This window comes from Pelagibacterium mangrovi (genome assembly GCF_036662815.1).
In the GTDB taxonomy this organism is placed as follows: Bacteria; Pseudomonadota; Alphaproteobacteria; order Rhizobiales; family Devosiaceae; genus Pelagibacterium; species Pelagibacterium mangrovi.
The window spans coordinates 100,067-116,172 of record NZ_JBAFXA010000002.1; the positions used below are offsets into that span (position 1 = coordinate 100,067).

Annotated in this window: 19 protein-coding genes and 1 tRNA gene; 8 read left to right on the forward strand and 12 right to left on the reverse strand. The window is 64.3% G+C overall.

The annotated features are described in order from the left end of the window. Positions 1-244 precede the first annotated feature (244 nt). Together V4T21_RS03215 and V4T21_RS03220 are read left to right on the forward strand one after the other, a co-directional pair. Positions 245-320, forward strand: a tRNA-Ala gene (locus V4T21_RS03215). A 195-nt stretch (positions 321-515) separates the two neighbouring features. Next, on the forward strand, positions 516-1,118 hold the full coding sequence (locus V4T21_RS03220; RefSeq protein WP_332712990.1) for a YdeI/OmpD-associated family protein: 603 nt from the start codon (positions 516-518) through the stop codon (positions 1,116-1,118). A 7-nt stretch (positions 1,119-1,125) separates the two neighbouring features. Here the strand turns inward: V4T21_RS03220 and V4T21_RS03225 are convergent, their stop codons facing one another. Further along, positions 1,126-2,781, reverse strand: a complete 1,656-nt coding sequence (locus V4T21_RS03225; RefSeq protein ID WP_332712993.1) for a TadG family pilus assembly protein — start codon at positions 2,779-2,781, stop codon at positions 1,126-1,128. Between the two features lie 85 nt (positions 2,782-2,866). Next, entirely contained in the window at positions 2,867-3,757 is an 891-nt protein-coding gene (locus V4T21_RS03230) for a LysR family transcriptional regulator (RefSeq protein ID WP_332712996.1), read from the reverse strand. Positions 3,758-3,848: 91 nt separating this feature from the next. On the opposite strand from V4T21_RS03230, the gene V4T21_RS03235 reads away from it, so the two are divergent. After that, a complete protein-coding gene (locus tag V4T21_RS03235; protein WP_332712999.1) occupies positions 3,849-4,838 on the forward strand; it encodes an NAD-dependent epimerase/dehydratase family protein in 990 nt (329 codons plus the stop codon). Here V4T21_RS03235 and V4T21_RS03240 read toward each other — a convergent pair. The 3 genes from V4T21_RS03240 to V4T21_RS03250 form a co-directional block, all read right to left on the reverse strand. After that, positions 4,793-5,221: a TadE/TadG family type IV pilus assembly protein gene (locus tag V4T21_RS03240; protein WP_332713002.1), complete on the reverse strand. Its 429-nt coding sequence runs from the start codon at positions 5,219-5,221 to the stop codon at positions 4,793-4,795. The two genes, V4T21_RS03235 and V4T21_RS03240, sit on opposite strands and share 46 nt — an antisense overlap. A 140-nt stretch (positions 5,222-5,361) precedes the next feature. Further along, positions 5,362-5,613, reverse strand: coding sequence for a GlsB/YeaQ/YmgE family stress response membrane protein (locus V4T21_RS03245; protein WP_332713005.1), 252 nt, complete (start codon positions 5,611-5,613; stop codon positions 5,362-5,364). 107 nt (positions 5,614-5,720) lie between these two features. After that, positions 5,721-6,566 carry a glycosyltransferase family 2 protein gene (locus V4T21_RS03250; protein ID WP_332713007.1) on the reverse strand — a complete coding sequence of 282 codons (846 nt, stop codon included), beginning with the start codon at positions 6,564-6,566 and terminating at the stop codon, positions 5,721-5,723. Positions 6,567-6,684: 118 nt separating this feature from the next. On the opposite strand from V4T21_RS03250, the gene V4T21_RS03255 reads away from it, so the two are divergent. Further along, positions 6,685-7,107, forward strand: a complete 423-nt coding sequence (locus V4T21_RS03255) for an Hsp20 family protein (protein WP_332713010.1) — start codon at positions 6,685-6,687, stop codon at positions 7,105-7,107. Positions 7,108-7,120: 13 nt separating this feature from the next. Next, a complete protein-coding gene (locus tag V4T21_RS03260; protein WP_332713013.1) occupies positions 7,121-7,423 on the forward strand; it encodes a DUF1150 family protein in 303 nt (100 codons plus the stop codon). A gap of 476 nt (positions 7,424-7,899) precedes the next feature. Here V4T21_RS03260 and V4T21_RS03265 read toward each other — a convergent pair whose 3' ends face one another. Both V4T21_RS03265 and hpf read right to left on the reverse strand, forming a co-directional pair. Further along, the gene (locus V4T21_RS03265) at positions 7,900-8,367 is read right to left on the reverse strand and encodes a PTS sugar transporter subunit IIA (protein ID WP_332713016.1); all 468 of its coding nucleotides are present in this window, start codon (positions 8,365-8,367) and stop codon (positions 7,900-7,902) included. A 167-nt stretch (positions 8,368-8,534) separates the two neighbouring features. After that, positions 8,535-9,107: a ribosome hibernation-promoting factor, HPF/YfiA family gene (gene hpf, locus V4T21_RS03270; protein ID WP_332713019.1), complete on the reverse strand. Its 573-nt coding sequence runs from the start codon at positions 9,105-9,107 to the stop codon at positions 8,535-8,537. Between the two features lie 260 nt (positions 9,108-9,367). Here hpf and irrA point away from each other — a divergent pair, with 260 nt between their 5' ends. Then, a complete protein-coding gene (gene irrA, locus V4T21_RS03275) occupies positions 9,368-9,808 on the forward strand; it encodes an iron response transcriptional regulator IrrA (RefSeq protein WP_332713022.1) in 441 nt (146 codons plus the stop codon). A 120-nt stretch (positions 9,809-9,928) separates the two neighbouring features. Here irrA and V4T21_RS03280 read toward each other — a convergent pair whose 3' ends face one another. After that, positions 9,929-10,480 carry an SH3 domain-containing protein gene (locus V4T21_RS03280; RefSeq protein ID WP_332713025.1) on the reverse strand — a complete coding sequence of 184 codons (552 nt, stop codon included), beginning with the start codon at positions 10,478-10,480 and terminating at the stop codon, positions 9,929-9,931. 178 nt (positions 10,481-10,658) lie between these two features. Between V4T21_RS03280 and V4T21_RS03285 the strand changes: the two genes are divergently transcribed. Continuing rightward, positions 10,659-11,666 carry a 2-hydroxyacid dehydrogenase gene (locus tag V4T21_RS03285; RefSeq protein WP_332713027.1) on the forward strand — a complete coding sequence of 336 codons (1,008 nt, stop codon included), beginning with the start codon at positions 10,659-10,661 and terminating at the stop codon, positions 11,664-11,666. A gap of 20 nt (positions 11,667-11,686) precedes the next feature. Continuing rightward, positions 11,687-11,887 (forward strand): YdeI/OmpD-associated family protein, encoded by a 201-nt coding sequence (locus tag V4T21_RS03290; RefSeq protein WP_332713030.1) that lies wholly within the window; start codon positions 11,687-11,689, stop codon positions 11,885-11,887. Between the two features lie 107 nt (positions 11,888-11,994). Here the strand turns inward: V4T21_RS03290 and V4T21_RS03295 are convergent, their stop codons facing one another. The 4 genes from V4T21_RS03295 to pnp all read right to left on the reverse strand — a co-directional run bounded on the left by V4T21_RS03295 (position 11,995) and on the right by pnp (position 16,045). Beyond that, positions 11,995-12,417 carry a GFA family protein gene (locus tag V4T21_RS03295; RefSeq protein WP_332713033.1) on the reverse strand — a complete coding sequence of 141 codons (423 nt, stop codon included), beginning with the start codon at positions 12,415-12,417 and terminating at the stop codon, positions 11,995-11,997. A 13-nt stretch (positions 12,418-12,430) separates the two neighbouring features. Continuing rightward, positions 12,431-13,219: an alpha/beta fold hydrolase gene (locus V4T21_RS03300; protein WP_332713036.1), complete on the reverse strand. Its 789-nt coding sequence runs from the start codon at positions 13,217-13,219 to the stop codon at positions 12,431-12,433. Between the two features lie 3 nt (positions 13,220-13,222). Then, positions 13,223-13,648, reverse strand: coding sequence for a YciI family protein (locus tag V4T21_RS03305; protein ID WP_332713039.1), 426 nt, complete (start codon positions 13,646-13,648; stop codon positions 13,223-13,225). Positions 13,649-13,906: 258 nt separating this feature from the next. After that, entirely contained in the window at positions 13,907-16,045 is a 2,139-nt protein-coding gene (pnp, locus tag V4T21_RS03310) for a polyribonucleotide nucleotidyltransferase (protein ID WP_332713042.1), read from the reverse strand. Between the last annotated feature and the right edge of the window lie 61 nt (positions 16,046-16,106).

A 16,106-nucleotide genomic window follows, 5' to 3' on the forward strand; every position in this document is an offset into this window, starting at 1 on the left:
GAATCGACATCAAGGCGGCCTTGGCTCGTGCTGCTCTGGATTCCGGGAATAAATCCCGGAATAACAGGCTGGGTTGGGGGATCGGTGCCGTTATGGCGCGGGTTTTGTGGGGGGTGTGAAAAATTTGCGAGGCAAGGCGATATTTGCTCTTGCTTCCCAAAACACTTCTCACTAGGTTCCGGCCGTTCGCACGAGGGAACCCTTAGCGAACCACCCAGGGCCGCCAAGCGCGGCGCCTTTCGATGGGGCCATAGCTCAGCTGGGAGAGCGCCTGCATGGCATGCAGGAGGTCAGCGGTTCGATCCCGCTTGGCTCCACCATTTGTTTTCTTTGTCTCACGGCGCGTACCACTCCGGACATGACGGTGCCTATGCCCTTCGTTGCGCCTGCGACGGCGCGGCCGAAACGTCGGCCGGGGTCCTCGCTGCGCTCGTCCAAGCTGACCCGTTCGGCTTCATGGTGCTTGCGCGACGTGTCGCCGCGCGTAGGGTGACCCTTATTTCGAGGAGTTTGCCATGCCGCCCGTTGTTCCCGATCCCGAAAAAATCCGCCCGTTTGCCGATTTCGAGGCCTTTTACCAATGGCTGGCCCAGCATGGGGCGGAGTGGGATGAGGTTTGGGTGCGGTTCTACAAGAAAGGCTCAGGCGTCGAGACGATTTCCTATGAGGAGGCGGTGCGGGCCGGGTTGTGCTGGGGGTGGATCGACGGGATCAAGAAAAAGCACGACGACGCCTCGTTCCTGCTGCGGTTCACGCCACGGCGGAAGAAATCGATCTGGAGCCGGATCAATACCCGCCATGCCGAAACGCTGATCGAAGAGGGGCTGATGCGCGAGCCGGGGTTGGCGCAGGTCGAGGCGGCAAAGAGCGACGGACGCTGGGCGGCGGCCTATGCCTCGGGGGCCGAATTTACGATGCCCGAGGATTTCGTGGCGGCGGTCGAGCGCGATCCCGAGGCGCTGGCGACCTACAGGACGCTCAACAGGGCCAATCTCTATGCGCTGATGTTCAGGATCACCAACGCCAAAAGGGAAGAGACGCGGGTGCGCAATATCGAGAAATTCGTTGCCATGCTGGCAAGGGGCGAGACGCTTTATCCCAATGGCAAGGGCAAGTGAGGGGATTTTACTGCACCAGCGCGGCGTTGCGGCAATCAAAGCCGTGGACGGCGACATCGACCTCGCCGATGCCGATGCCCAGGATTTCGAGGATTGCGACGAGCACCTGATCGAGGGCGCCGATCGCCGGGGCGATGAGGGCGGCGACGGTATCGAGCAGGCCCGAGAGCAGCCCGCCCAAAAGATTGATGCCGATGATTTCGAGCTCCAGATCGAGACTGGTGAGCAGCGAACCTGTGAGGCCGGTGAGCGGGGTTGTGGTGCTCGCGGTGCGGACAGTTCCCGCCGCAACATCGGCGGCGGTAAATGAAAGCGGGACGGGATGGACCTGTGCCATGGCGACATCGGCAAAGGCGGTGACGCGCACCAGACCGCCCAGCAGCGAGAGAATCGTGGTTTTTTGCACCGCCAGGGGGCGTCTGGTGTCGAGGAAGGCCGAGGGGGCGGTGTGGCCAACGGCCAAACGCAGGACGCCGGGGCGAGCGGCGATGGTGGCCCGGCCCAGATCGGGGCGGCCGGGCGGGCAGGAGAGGGCGGCGAGCCGGGCTTCGGCGGGCGCCAGTTCCGCATAGATGGGAAGCTGGACGGTGAGGAGGCCCAGGCCCGCATCGGTCTTGAGAAGCGAAATATCGAGCCGCAACCGGGTTTGCGCGGTGCGTAGGTAAGCGTCCTCTTCCGACAAGGTGAACCAGCCGCCCTGGGGCGGTTCGCCCACCACCAGATCGACATCGATGCCGGTCAAGCCGGGGATCGAAAGGCCCAGATCGAGCTTGATATGGCGTTCGCCATCGGCGACCAGCGCGGCGGCGGTGAGAAGGCCCAGGGCGTCGACGCTGGCTTCGACCGCGGCCGAGGTGCCGATGGCGAGATTGGCGAGGCCCTCGGCGACGATCAGGCGCGCCATATCGATCTTTATCGAATCGTCGATGAGGCCGGCGAGGCCGAGCAGCACCGCGTTGTTGCCGGCGGCCGAGGCCAGCGCGACGCCGATATCGCCCAGGCCCACCTGTGCGTCGAGCAGATCGGAATAGGTGCCGGCGGTGACGCCCAGTTCGAGAGCCAGCGCGTCGAGGAAATCGAGCAGACCGACATCGAGGCCGACGATCTTGTTGTAGTCCATCAGCGAGAGGGAGATTTCCCCGCCCAGCAGGCTGCCCAGAATGGCGTTGAGCAGGCCCGCATCGAGGCTGGCCAGCCGCGAGCCGATGGACCATGCGGCCATGGGGGTGGCGCTGGCGGTGGCCATGACCCCGATATCGGGCGCATCGAGCCCGAAGATCGCAGCGAAATGGATGCGGCCGGGATGGCGCAGGGTGACGCGGGCCGCATTGGTCGGGCCGCTATCGGGGGCGAAGCGGGCAGTGGGGGCAAGGCCCGGATCGGCGCTGTAATGGCCGGTCTGGACGAGGATCGTCGGGGGCAGGGGATCATAACCGGCATCGGCAAGGGCCAGTGCGACCCGCGCGGCGGCGTTGGCGGGATCGCCGGCGGCGTGGATGGCGGCGAGATCGGCGGCGGCCTGGAGGCGCCGCTTTTCGAGGTGGAGGGAGGCTTCATCGACGGCGAAGGCGGCGACACCGATGAGGATGGGCGAGACGGCGGCGAAAAGCGTGGCCACATTGGCGCGGGCATCGGCGAAAAACCGCGAGAAGACGCCACCCATGTCATTGCCCCCTGTCTTGCAGGGGCGATCATGGGGCGGCGCGATGTGTGGGGCGGTTTACGGGCGCATGGGTAGAACCGCGCAGTCAGCCCCGGCCCATTGCCATGAAGGCGGCGGCCAGCGCGTCGAAGACGGCGCGGACGCGGGGGATGGAGGCGAGGTTTTCGTGAGTGACGATCCAGGTGGGGAGGGCCAGGGGCGCGAAATCGGGGAGGACGTGGGTGAGGCGCGGATCGGCCTGGGCGAGGGGGATCTGGGCCAGGGCGATGCCGACACCGGCGCGGGCGGCGGCAAGGGCGGCGGGGTGGCTGTCGGTGCGCAGAACGAAGCGGGCGGGTGAAAAGGCCGGGCCAAGCTGTTGGGCCACGGCCAGATCGGCACGGTCGCGATCGGGGCCGATGAGGTCGTGGGCCAAAAGATCGTCGGGCGTTGTGGGGGTGCCGCGCCGGGCGAGATAGGCGGGGGCGGCGAAAAAGCCCAGGGGAATGGTGGCGACCTTGCGGGCCAGCAGCGCGCCCTGTTTGGGCGCGACGGTCCGGACCGCCAGATCGACCTCCTGGCCGAGGAGATCGGCGGGGAGATTGGACAGCGAAAGTTCGATCCGGATGCCGGGATGGGCGAGGCGCAAATCGGCGAGCATTGCGGGGATGATTTCGATGCCCATGAATTCGGAAACGCTCAGCCGCACGATGCCGGCGATTTCGCCCTGCGGGGCGGCGGCGCGGCGGATGAACACATCGGACGCCAGCGCCATGGCGTGGGCCGGCTCGCGCAGGGTTTCGGCCGCCTCGGTGGGGACGAGCCCGGCGCCCGAGCGGGTGAACAGCACCGTGCCCAGGGCGGCTTCGAGCGCTTCGAGGCGGGCGCGGATGGTGGGGTGCGACAGGCCCAGTCTTCGGGCGGCGCCCGAGAGGCTTCCCTCTTCGAGAATGGCGAGAAAGATGCGCTGATCGTCCCAGGTTACCGGCGGCTTCATAAAAAACTTATGATCCGGGCGAAAAGTTTTTGCAATTTTCTTTTGAAGCTCCGACGCCCATCTTTTGGCCATCACGTCAAGGAGATGGACGATGGACAGGCAGAAAACGGCATTGATTCTGGGCGCGACGGGCGGGGTGGGCGGCGCGATCGCCCGGGCGCTGCTGGGCAGGGGATGGACGGTGCGCGGATTGGCGCGCGACATCGATGCGGCGCGCAAGGCTGGACTGAAAGCGATTGCGTGGATCGCCGGCGACGCGATGGTGGGGGACGATGTGCTTGCAGCGGCGGAGGGGGTTTCGGTGATCGTCCATGCAGTCAACCCTCCCGGCTACAGGAACTGGGACAGGGTGGTGCTGCCGATGATCGACAACACCATCGCCGCCGCGCGAGCGGTGGGGGCGCGGATCGTGCTGCCGGGGACGATCTATAATTTCGATCCGGCGCGGACGCCGGTGCTTTCCGAGGACAGTCCGCAACGGCCGAAAAGCCACAAGGGCAAGATCCGGGCGGAGCTGGAAGCACGGCTGGAGCGGGCGGCGCCGGAGGTGCCCAGCCTTATCCTGCGGGCCGGCGATTTTTTCGGCCCCGGCGCGCGCTCGAGCTGGTTCGCACAGGCCATGGTGACGCCCGGCAGGCCGGTGAACCGAATCGTCAATGTGGCGCGGGGGGCCGGGCATAGCTGGGCGTATCTGCCCGATCTGGCCGAGACCTTTGCGCTGTTGCTGGAGCGATCCGAACACCTCAGGCCCTTCGAGCGGGTACAGTTCGACGGGTTTTACGATGCCGATGGGCGGGGGATGATCGAAGCGATCGAGCGGGTGGTGGGACGCAAGCTGCCCGTGCGGGCTTTCCCCTGGTGGGTGATGGGGCTTTTGAGCCCGTTGGGCGGCTTTCCGCGCGAAGCTGCCGATATCGCGTCGGTATGGCGGCATCCCGTGCGGTTGGACAATGAACGGCTGGTGGCGCTGATCGGGCAGGAGCCGCGCACGCCGATCGATATTGCGGTGCGCGAGACGCTGGCGGCGATGGGCGTTCAGACCCCGCCATTGCGGATGGTGGAGGAAAAGGCGATCCGCTGATCGGGGAGGGGGAGCGGGGGATAAAGGTTCCAGATGGGGAGGGCGGAGGCGTCATAGGCCACACTCACCAGGAACTGGTCGGGATCGGCCGGGCTGGGGGCGGCGGCGAGGGTGAGCCGGGCGGGGTCGAGAAGGACGTAGGCGCCGCCATTGTCGGCGATAAAGGCGGTGGCGAGCGCCGCGCGCTCATCGCCATTGAGCCCGGCCACCGCGGCGCGGGCGGCATCGGCGGCAAGCTGCTGGACCGAATGGGCGGCGCCGAAATAGATGCCATAGGCCAGGGCCCCGAAGACCAGCAGCAGGAAGACCGGGGCGAGGAGGGCGAATTCCACGGCGGAGCTTGCCGCAGTGTTCGATATCGCCCGCCGCAGGGATCGGAACATGCCCAAAGCCTCTTTTCCCGTGGAATCGGGGAGAGTGTGGGCAGCAAGGTGCCAGCGGCTGGTTTACCGGTCGCTAGCGGAAATTCCCATCAGGGGAAATGCGAGGCAGGCGCGGGGTGCGCCTGCCCGAATCAATACAGTCAGCGCCTGACCGCCCTTACGATCGCGATCAGGATGCACGCGCCGACAAGGCCGGCGATCAGATAGCCCAGCCAGCCGCCGAACGAAACGCCGACCAGCCCGAACAGGAAGCTGGCGATGGCCGCGCCGATAACACCGAGGATAATGTTGAGAAAAATACCGGTGTCCGTCTTCATGATCGCCGAAGCGATCCAGCCGGCGAGACCGCCGATAATGATGGCCGCGATCCAGCCGATACCTGCGTCTTCCATAGTTTTAACCCCAACAGCATGTGTCAACAATTGTGAGTGTGTGCCCAAACGGGCGAAACTTCAATGCTTTGCATGGGCTTGGGGTTGCAAAGAAGGAGCGGGAACCTTCAGCCGCCCGCCAGACGGGGCTCGAGGTGATCCTCGAAAAGATCGGGTGGATTGGCGCCGGAGCGGGGCGAAAAGCTTTGCTCGGCAAGGAGCGAGATGGCGAGGAAGCGATCCATGCCGGCGACGCCGGATGGATCGGCGAGGGGGTAATGGCCATCCGCAAGGCGGCGGCGGAGCAGGGTTTTGGTCGCAACCATCCGCTCGGTGACGCCGGGGCCGTTGGAGACCGAGACGGGGAGCTTGACGTAATCGTGGAGCGGGGTGCCCAAATGATAGCAGGCCGGGATGGTGGCGAAGAGTTTGAGGAGAAAATCGAGATCGGTCATGCAGGGCAATGACGGATCGTAGCGCGGATCGGCGCGGCGGCGGTCGTGCACCAGCATCGAATCCATGGAGAAATTGGTGAATTTATAGGCGCCGGGGGCCAATAAGCCATCGGGGGTGCGGCCCACATGGCGCAGATGGGTGCCCGCGGGGAGGGTGATTTCGAGGGCGCAGGAGGCGAGCCCGTGGCGGGCGGCGAGCGGGACCATGATGGCAAGCTTTTCGGGCTTGAACGCGTCGTCGGCATCGAGGATGGCGGCGATGTCGTAACGCGCCGCCTCCAGCCCCGCATTGCGGGCCGGGGGCGAACCGCCCCCGATATGACCCGACTGGAAGTGCCGGATGCGCGGATCGGCGATGCCGGCGCGCCCCAGAACCGCCTCGTAATCGACCCCGTCGTCGGAAACCACGATCACTTCGAAGTGAGGCCAGGTCTGGGCCAGCGCCGAGGCGATGGCGCGGGCGATGGTCGCCTGGGCGTTAAACGCCGGCATGACGATCGATACGGCCTTCCGACCCATTGCGCTTTCCCTTGAACGGCACGGTGTGAGACCCATATCATAGGCAATCGGCAAGAGGCGCCTATGAAAGGGCCGATGCCGCAATATGTTGCTTGGGTATCAAGGACATGAACGACCGATGACACGGGTATCGCTGTTTTCCGCCCCCTTTCTTCTGGGCTTTGACGCGTTCGAGGAACGTTTCGACCGACTGGCTCGCGCTTCCGAAGGCTATCCTCCCTACAATATCGAGCGGGCGACCGCCGAGGACGGGGACGAGACCTACAGAATCGCCATTGCCGTCGCCGGGTTCGCTCGTAACGATCTGGAAGTGATTGGGGAGGATAATCAGCTTATCGTGCGGGGCCGGCAGACCGAAGACGGTGCGCGCCAATATTTGCATCGCGGCATAGCCGCCAGGCAGTTTCAGCGCACCTTCCTGCTTGCCGACGGCATGAGGATCGAAGGTGCCGAACTGAAAGACGGTCTCCTCGTTATCACCGTGTACCGGCCCGTCACCCAGCCAGTGACCCGCCGTATCGACATCAGGTCGGTCGAGTAGAGAGGTATGCGTTATGAATAAGCCGATTGAAAAAACAGCGTTCACCGACGCCCATCTGGGCGTCTCGGCCGAACCCCTGCGCGCACTCACGGCGGCCCAGTTCGCCGCGCTCGGCGCGGGCGACATCGTTTTCTGGAAACAGATGGATGCCGGCGATCTGGTCGAATTCATCCCCCAGGCGGCCATGGCCCCCGCCGACCAGAGGCTCGAGCTTTTGATGAGCGCCGACGGCGCCCCGGTGCTGATCGCCGATTCCGCCGAGGCGATCCAGGACTGGATCGAAGGCCACGAAGTGCGGCTGGCGACTTTGCATTAGTTTTGCCTCACGGCGCGCACCGCGCAGGGCATGACGCGCTAAAACCGCGCTATGCCCTGCGCTGCGCCTCCGACGGGGCGGCGAAAACGTTCGCCGGGGTCCTCGCTACGCTTGTCCGGTTTTGTCTCACGGGCCGCACCGTGAACGTCATGACGGGCTAAAACCGCCCTATGACGTTGACTGGCCCTCCGACGGGGCGCGCGAAACGTCGCGCGGGGTCCTCGCCTTCGGCTCGTCCGGGATGGGGCCTCGGGCTACATTCCATCCCCTTCCTCGTCGTCCTCGGGCTTGACCCGGGGACCCGCAAGGCTTCGCTGAAGTTCAGAAGACGTGTATTGCCCCCTCGCGCACCACTGGCAGCGTTGCGGATTGTCGGGTCAAGCCCGACAATGACAAGGGGAAGAGGGGGAGTTTGACGCGCGAATTTCGAACGCGGCATGGCGACAAACGCTTGTAGAAATACACCTTTTTTAAAATCATGCGGCGTGGTTGGCTTCGAGGGGGGTGGTGAGGATATCGCGGAGTTTGTCGATATCCTTGACGCTGCGCAGCTTGTCCACCACGCCGTCGGCGCGCAGGAGGCGCGCGACGCGGCTCAGGGCCTTCAAATGATCGGCGCCCGAACCCTCAGGGGCCAGGAGCATCACCACGAGATCGACCGGCTGGTCGTCCACCGCGTCGAAATCGATGGGCTGGGCGAGGCGGACGAACAGGGCCGTGACCCCGGGCAAACCCTTGATCTTGCCGTGGGGAATGGCAATGCCATTGCCCAGGCCGGTCGAGCCGAGCTGCTCGCGATTCTGCAGCGTATCGAAGATCACCTGGGCATCGATGCCGGTGCGTTCGGAGGCCCGATCGGCCAGGAGCTGAAGGAGCTGGCGTTTGCTCGCGACCTTAGCGCAGGCGATGATAGAGTCCTGCGACAGAATGTCAGCAAGTTCCATTATAGCAAACCTTTGGAGTTGTTTTCGCGTCGATGACGGCTGTGCAATCCATGCTGCGCCCGCGCCAATACCAAATGTCCTTTACACCGGTCTGGGGGCGATTTCATTGTTTGTCGCGTTCGGGCGAAAATAACTGTCATTTCCGCCCGGAAACGCTTCATTGCGCGTCATGTGCCTGACAGGGCCGGATCAATCCATCCGATGTTCCCGTCGGTGCGGCGGTAAACCACATTCATGCCGCCGTGTCCAGCATGGCGGAACACAATTACGTCAGATTGAGCCAGATCGAGCTCCATCACCGCCTCGCCGACGCTCATGGTCCTCAGATTCTGGGTGGTTTCGGCGATGACCGGCGGGGCGAAATCGTCGTCGAGTTCGGTATCGTCGTCGGGCGCCGCCAGCACATAGGCGGCATAGCCGCCCTCGGCACTGCCGTTGACCAGCCGGCGGTGATTCTTGAGCTTGCGCTTGTAGCGCCGCAACCGCTTCTCGATATGGGTGGCCATGTCCTCATAGGCCGCCGTCGCATCATTGGCCGAAGCTGTGGCCTGAAGCATGATGCCGGTATCGAGATGGATCATGCAATCGGCGCGAAAGCCGATTCCCTCGGGTTCGAGGGTGAGATGACCGTCATATCCTCCATCGAAATATTTGCCGACAACGGCATCGAGACGTTCGGTGGCCGTGCCCCTGAGGGCATCGCCGACGTCCATGTTTTTGCCAGATACGCGCAAGCTCATTATGGCCTCCTGGTCTGGTTGCGGATGCCCGGCGGGACATGGCCCAACGCTGCCGGGCAAATTCGAGTCTAGCTCCCTTGGCAGATGGTTGGCAATCGCCAGAGAGGTTTTCGTCGGGCCCGGTGGATAATTGCCGGGAGGGGCCACACGTTCCTCGGCAATCGTTGAAATCTGCGTGTCCGGGGCGCTGCTTGTTTCCAATGCCCCGGACCGCTATAGTCCCCGCCAAGAACTTAAACAAACAGGCGAAAATCAAGCCGATGACTGCACAAATCCGGGCCGAGGCACATCCCTCACGCGGCCCGTGCCTCATGGCCGTTCTGCGCATGGCCGGGCTGCGGCCCACGCGCCAGCGCCTGGCGCTGGCCGAATTGCTGTTTTCCGGCCCGCACCGGCACGTCAACGCCGAGCAGCTCCATTCGGAAGCCGAGACGGCGGGCGTTTCGGTCTCCCTGGCCACCATCTACAATTCGCTCCACCAGTTCCGGCAGGCCGGGCTGCTGCGCGAAATCTCGGTCGATGCGTCGCGGAGCTATTTCGACACCGACACCACCGACCACCACCATTTCTTCGTCGAGGACGAGCAGCGGATCGAGGACATCCCCACCGATTCGATCCGCATCGCGGGCATTCCCGAAGCGCCCGAGGGCATGGCCGTGACCCATGTGGACGTTATCGTTCGGGTCAAGAAGGTCAGCTAGAGGGATTCCTGCTCCCGACGGGCTTGGTCGGCGCTGCGCAACGGTAGTGCTAAGTCTCAAAACGCTGCGGTTACTGGGTCCCGGATCAAGTCCGGGATGACACGGTGGCACCCGACGCGATCAATCGAAAATTTCGCCTCCATAGACGCCCCAGAGCGTGTCCTGGGCGACGAACCCCTGATAGGTGGCCGCGCGGCCATCGGCATCGGTGTGGTTGAGGCGGATTTCGCAGGCGGTGGCATCGCACGAACGCACCGAAACCAGCATGTTGGGCGCCAGCCAGGCGCGGACGGCGGCCTCGGGGTGGGCGCCGACGCGCAGCGCGATCGGGCCTTCGGCCTGCCAGGGCGCGACAAGGGCGGTCCTGTCGCCCACCACAAGGTTCTGATGCACCCAGCCTTCGTCGCCCTCCACATCGCGGATGCGGCGCCAGGTGTCGAATTCGGCGGTGATTTCGACGGGAATCCCGGGGCGCAGGAAGGTGAAGGCCACCTGATATTGGGTGCCCGGCCCGACGCGGACATTAACCGGGGCGTTGCGCACCGAAACGAAACGCGGCACCGGCAGGCCGCTGGAGCGACCGACCTGGGCGGTCTGGGCCTGGCTGGGCGCAACAAAGCCCGGACCGATGAAAAGCAGAACAATGGCGCAAAAAGCTGCGAGAAGACGCACGGGAAAACTCATCGAAACGATACCGAAGCGCCGAGGTCCACGCGGGAGACTTTGCAGCACGGCGCTTTTTCCCTAACAGTAGCGCTGCGACCTTAATGGTCGCTGAAAGATCCGGGGACGCGAGCCGCCCCGGCAAAAGAATGCGACGGCCGGGGTAGGGCGCAAAGATGGTGAAGGTGTGACCCGGGATCGGGCGAAAATCGTCGTTTCCAGGCGCCTGCCGGAGGCCGTGGAGGCCCGCATGGCGGCGCTGTTCGACGTGATTTTCAACCAGAGCGACGTCCAGCTCGATGCGGACACGCTGCTGGCGGCGCTCGAGGGTGCCGACGTTCTGGTTTCCTCGATCACCGACCGAATCGATTCAGACCTCATCGCCCGGCTCCCCCAATCGGTCAAACTCATCGCCCAGTTCGGCAATGGGTTCGACAACATCAATATCGAAGCGGCGCATATGGCGGGGATCACGGTGACCAACACCCCGTCCGTTTTGACCGAGGATACCGCCGACATGGCCATGGCGCTGATGCTCTCGGTGCCGCGCCGGCTGGCCGAGGGGGCGCATGTGCTTTTGAAGGACGGCACCTGGCCGGGCTGGTCGCCCACCTGGATGCTGGGGCGCCGTCTGGGTGGCAAGGCGCTGGGCATCGTGGGGCTGGGGCGAATCGGCACGGCCGTGGCGCGCCGGGCGCGGGTGTTCGGGCTTTCGATCCACTATTGCGGGCGCACCCGCAAACCGGCCCAGATCGAGGAGGCGCTGGGGGCGACATGGTGGGAAGATATCGACGAGATGGTCGAAAACGTCGATATCGTCTCGCTGCACACGCCCCACACCCGGGACACCGTCAACATTCTTTCGGCCGACCGGCTGGGGCGGATGCGCGAGGGGGCGTTCGTCGTCAACATTTCGCGGCCCGAGCTTGTCGACGAGGATGCGCTGGCCGATCTGGTGACCAGCGGACATCTTTCGGGCGCGGCGCTAGACGTTTTCGAGCACAAGCGGGGCGCCAACCCCAAGCTGGTGGAACTGGCGCGCGCCAACCGGGTGATCCTCACCCCGCATATGGGTTCGGCGACGCTGGAAGGGCGTATCGAGATGGGCGAGACTGTGATCGTCAACATCCGCACCTTTCTCGACGGGCACACCCCGCCGCACCGGGTGTTTCCCGACGGGCGGTCGCCGATCTGAGGAGAGGAGGAGGAGGACAGATGGCCGAGTTTGAATCCGAACCGGTTTTGCCGCAGGATTTCGCGGCGGCGCTGGGGGCGCATCCTCAGGCGAAGGCGCGGTTTGGAGCGCTCTCCGCCGGGTCGAGGCGCAGGTATGTGCTGGAGGTGGAAGGGGCCGGGACGCAGGAAGAGCGGGCGCGGCGGATCGAGCGGGCGATCGCGAGGCTGGTGGCGCTGTAGGATTATTGCGTGGCTGGGGGATGCACTTGTGCTGAGCTGCGTGGAGAGGCAGTGTGGGTCCTCGGGTCAAGCCCGAGGACGAGGACGACGAGGGGAAAGACGGGGCCTCAGAGATAGCTCGTCAATTGCGGAGGCTGGTCCTGTTTGTCGTGGAGTCCGTCCTCGTAGATGATGGGGGCGGCACCCAGATCGTCCGGAGTCGCATCGAGGGTCGAGACGTTGACGGCGTGGAACCAGCCGTTGAAAGGCGCAAATTCGAGGAAGCCGCGGGAAAAAAGCTGCGTGCCGCAGCTTGTGCAGAAGACGTGGTCGATATGGCCCGGCGGCCATGAGGACGGCTCGGCGGCGTAGTGGCCGATAGTGTCGCCGCCCTTGGTAATCTCGACAGCATCGCCATAGGCGAAGGCCTTGCGATAGCCGGTCTTGAAGCAATAGGTGCAGTTGCACTTTCTTATGCCCTCGGAAAGATCGAGGGGCGCTGTGAACGCGACCGCGCCGCAATGGCAGGAGCCGGTATAGGTGTTTTTCATCGTCTGGGTCCTTTCACGCACAGAATTGGGCGATGACCGGGGCGATCGCCTCCACTGCGGGGTCGTGGCGCTGGCCGGCGAGGGTTTTGCGTTGCCCGTTGGGAAGCGCGTCAGCCGCGCTGTCGGCGGCGGCGGCCATGAAGGGGAAGCTTGCATCGCCATTGACGACCAGAACCGGCTGGGCGACGCCGCGCCAGCGGGCCGTCATGTCGCCCTTGGTGGCTTCGGCCAGCACGCGGTAATCATGGGCGATGGTGGTGCCCGCGGCGGCGAAGGGCGGCCATGCAGGGGATGATTTGAAGCCGTTTACGTCATCCTCGGATGCGCCGGTATAGCGCATGAAGGCGGTGAGTGCGCTCCCGCCGTCGCCGGCCGCCTTGAAGCGCTCCATTTCGGCGAGATCGGCCAGAGCCTCGTCGCGTGATTGCGCGGCGTTGATGGGCGGCTCGTAGCAGACAAGGCGGGTGATTTTTTGGGGCAGCGCGGCCGCGGCGTCGATGGCGAGGACCGCGCCCGAACTCATGGCGTAGAGCATGGCGGTGCCGCCCAGCGCGTCGATCAGGGCTTCGATATCCTCGATTTCCCGCGTGACGGCGTAGGGCTCGGTGTTGCCGCTTTCCCCGCGCCCACGGCGGTCGTAGAGGACCACGGTGAAGCGGTCGGCGAGCAGCGCGGCGATGCGGGGCGAATCCTCGTCGACGGCGCGGTATTGGATGGCGCCGGCGACGAAGATCACCACGGGGCCCGAACCATGGGTTTCATAGCCGATGGCGGTGCCGTCGGCGGAGGTGACCTGGGGCATGGATCACGCCCCCGATTTTTGCGCTGCAAGCTGGGCTTCGACCTTCTTGTGCTGGTCGTAGCCTTCCCCCTCGGTGCCGAAATCCTCGAGCTCGTGCATCTGGCGGATTTCGAAGCGGTCCTGGCCGTGGGCGATGGGGCATTTGGCGACCCAGTCGATGGCCTCCTGGAGCGAGGAGCACTCCCAGATCCAGAAGCCGGCGATCACTTCCTTGATTTCGGCGAAGGGGCCGTCTGTGACGAGCAGCTTGCCGTCTTTCACCTGCACCCTGGCGCCCTTGGCGCTCGACATCAGGCCCGCGCCGTCGCGCATGATGCCGGCCTTGACCAGTTCCTCATTGTAATGCCCCATCTTGAGGAGCAGGCCTTCTTCGGGATCGACATCGGCTTCGCTGTCGGCGGAAGCCTTGATCATAACCATGAAACGCATTTTTCTTCTCCCTTGCCGGTTGAATTGACGTCCATAGGACGTGGGCGTTCCCCCAGACCCGACAAAAAGCACGAAAATAATTCTGGAGTGTGATTCCGCTTCTTTGAACCGGCATCGCACTCCAACTTTTTATTTGGCGAGCGATCGAACCGGAAAAGTCTGCAACTTTTCCTGATCGCACGCTAGCGCGAGGACCAAGAAAAACCCGGCGCTCCTTTCGGGGCGCCGGGCTGGAAAAATTGGCGATGAGAGAACCGGTTACTCGGCGTCTTCTTCTTCGTTGACGCGTTCCTTGCCGGTCTCCTGATCGACGACCTTCATCGACAGGCGAACCTTGCCGCGCTCGTCGAAGCCCAGGAGCTTGACCCAGACCTTGTCGCCTTCCTTGACGACGTCGGTGGTCTTGCCCACGCGCTGGTCGGCGAGCTGGGAGATGTGCACGAGGCCATCGCGGGAGCCGAAGAAGTTCACGAACGCGCCGAAATCGGCGGTCTTGACCACGGTGCCCTGGTAGATCTCGCCCACTTCGGGCTCGTCGGTGATCGACTTGATCCACTTGATGGCCGCATCGATCTGCTTGCCGTCCGAGGACGAAACCTTGACCGTGCCGTCGTCTTCGATGTTGATCTTGGCGCCGGTCTTTTCGACGATCTCGCGGATCACCTTGCCGCCGGTGCCGATCACTTCGCGGATCTTGTCGGTCGGGATCTTGATGGTTTCGATGCGCGGGGCGAACTCGCCCACTTCCGCACGGGCCGTGTCGATGGCCTTGGCCATTTCGCCCAGGATGTGGTTGCGCCCGTCCTTGGCCTGGCCGAGGGCGATCTTCATGATCTCCTCGGTGATGCCGGCGATCTTGATGTCCATCTGCAGGCTGGTGACGCCATCGCGCGTGCCGGCCACCTTGAAGTCCATGTCGCCAAGGTGATCTTCGTCACCCAGGATGTCGGAGAGCACGGCGAACTTTTCGCCCTCCAGGATCAGGCCCATGGCGATGCCGGCGACGGCCTTCTTCATGGGGACGCCCGCATCCATCAGCGCCAGCGAGGTGCCGCAAACGGTGGCCATGGAGGACGAACCGTTGGATTCGGTGATCTCGGAAACCACGCGCAGGGTATAGGGGAATTCCTCGGCGGTGGGGCGCACGGGGTTGATGGCGCGCCAGGCGAGCTTGCCGTGGCCGATTTCGCGGCGTCCGGGCGAACCCATGCGGCCAGCTTCACCGACCGAATAGGGCGGGAAGTTGTAGTGCAGCAGGAAGTTCTGCTTGGTGGTGCCTTCGAGCGAATCGATGAACTGCTCGTCATCGGCGGTGCCGAGCGTGGCGACGACCAGCGCCTGAGTTTCGCCGCGCGTAAACAGCGCCGAACCGTGGGTGCGCGGCAGGACGCCGACTTCGGAGACGATGGGACGAACCGTTTCGAGGTCGCGGCCGTCGATGCGGGTCTTGGTGTCGAGGATGTTCCAGCGAACCACCTTGGCCTGAAGCGATTTGAAGACCGAGCCGACCTGCTCGGGGGTGAAGCGGGCTTCGCCCTCTTCGGGGATGAAATGCGCCTTGACCTTGGCCTTGGCGGCATCGACAGCGGCGTAGCGGGTCTGCTTGTCGGTGTTCTTATAGGCGTCGCGCAGTTCGGTCTCGATGACCGAGAGCATTTCGGTTTCGAGGGCCGACTGGTCCTCGGGTTCGAAATCGCGCGGTTCCTTGGCGGCCAGCTCGGCGAGCTTGATGATCGCGTCGATGACCTTCTGGCTCTGTTCGTGACCGAACATCACGGCGCCCAGCATCACTTCCTCGGAAAGTTCCTGGGCTTCGGATTCCACCATCAGCACCGCGTCGGCGGTGCCGGCCATGACCAGATCGAGCTTGGAATCGTCGCGCCGGTCGATGGGCAGGTTGAGCACGTATTCACCGTCGACGTAACCGACGCGGGCCGCGCCGATCGGGCCCATGAAGGGCACGCCCGAAATGGTCAGCGCGGCGGAAGCGGCGACCATGGCGAGCACGTCGGGCTGGTTTTCCATGTCGTGCTGGAGGGTGGTGATGATGACCTGGGTCTCGTTCTTGTAGCCGGCCGGAAACAGCGGGCGGATCGGACGGTCGATCAGGCGCGAGGTGAGGGTTTCGGCTTCGGTGGGACGGCCTTCACGCTTGAAATAGCCACCGGGGATCTTGCCGGCGGCAAAATACTTTTCCTGGTAGTTGACGGTCAGCGGGAAGAAATCGATGCCGGCCTTGGGCTCCTTGGCGGAAACGACGGTGGCCAGTACCACGGTTTCGCCCAGCGTGGCGACGACGGCGCCGTCGGCCTGGCGGGCGACCTTGCCGGTTTCCAGCGTCAGGGGCTGTCCGCCCCAGTCGAGTTCGACTTTATGGTGGTCGAAATTGATTGTCATAAGACGTTCCTTCTTGTTGCGGGAAGGCCCGGGCGCGGCAGGCGCAGCCAGAGGGATTTTC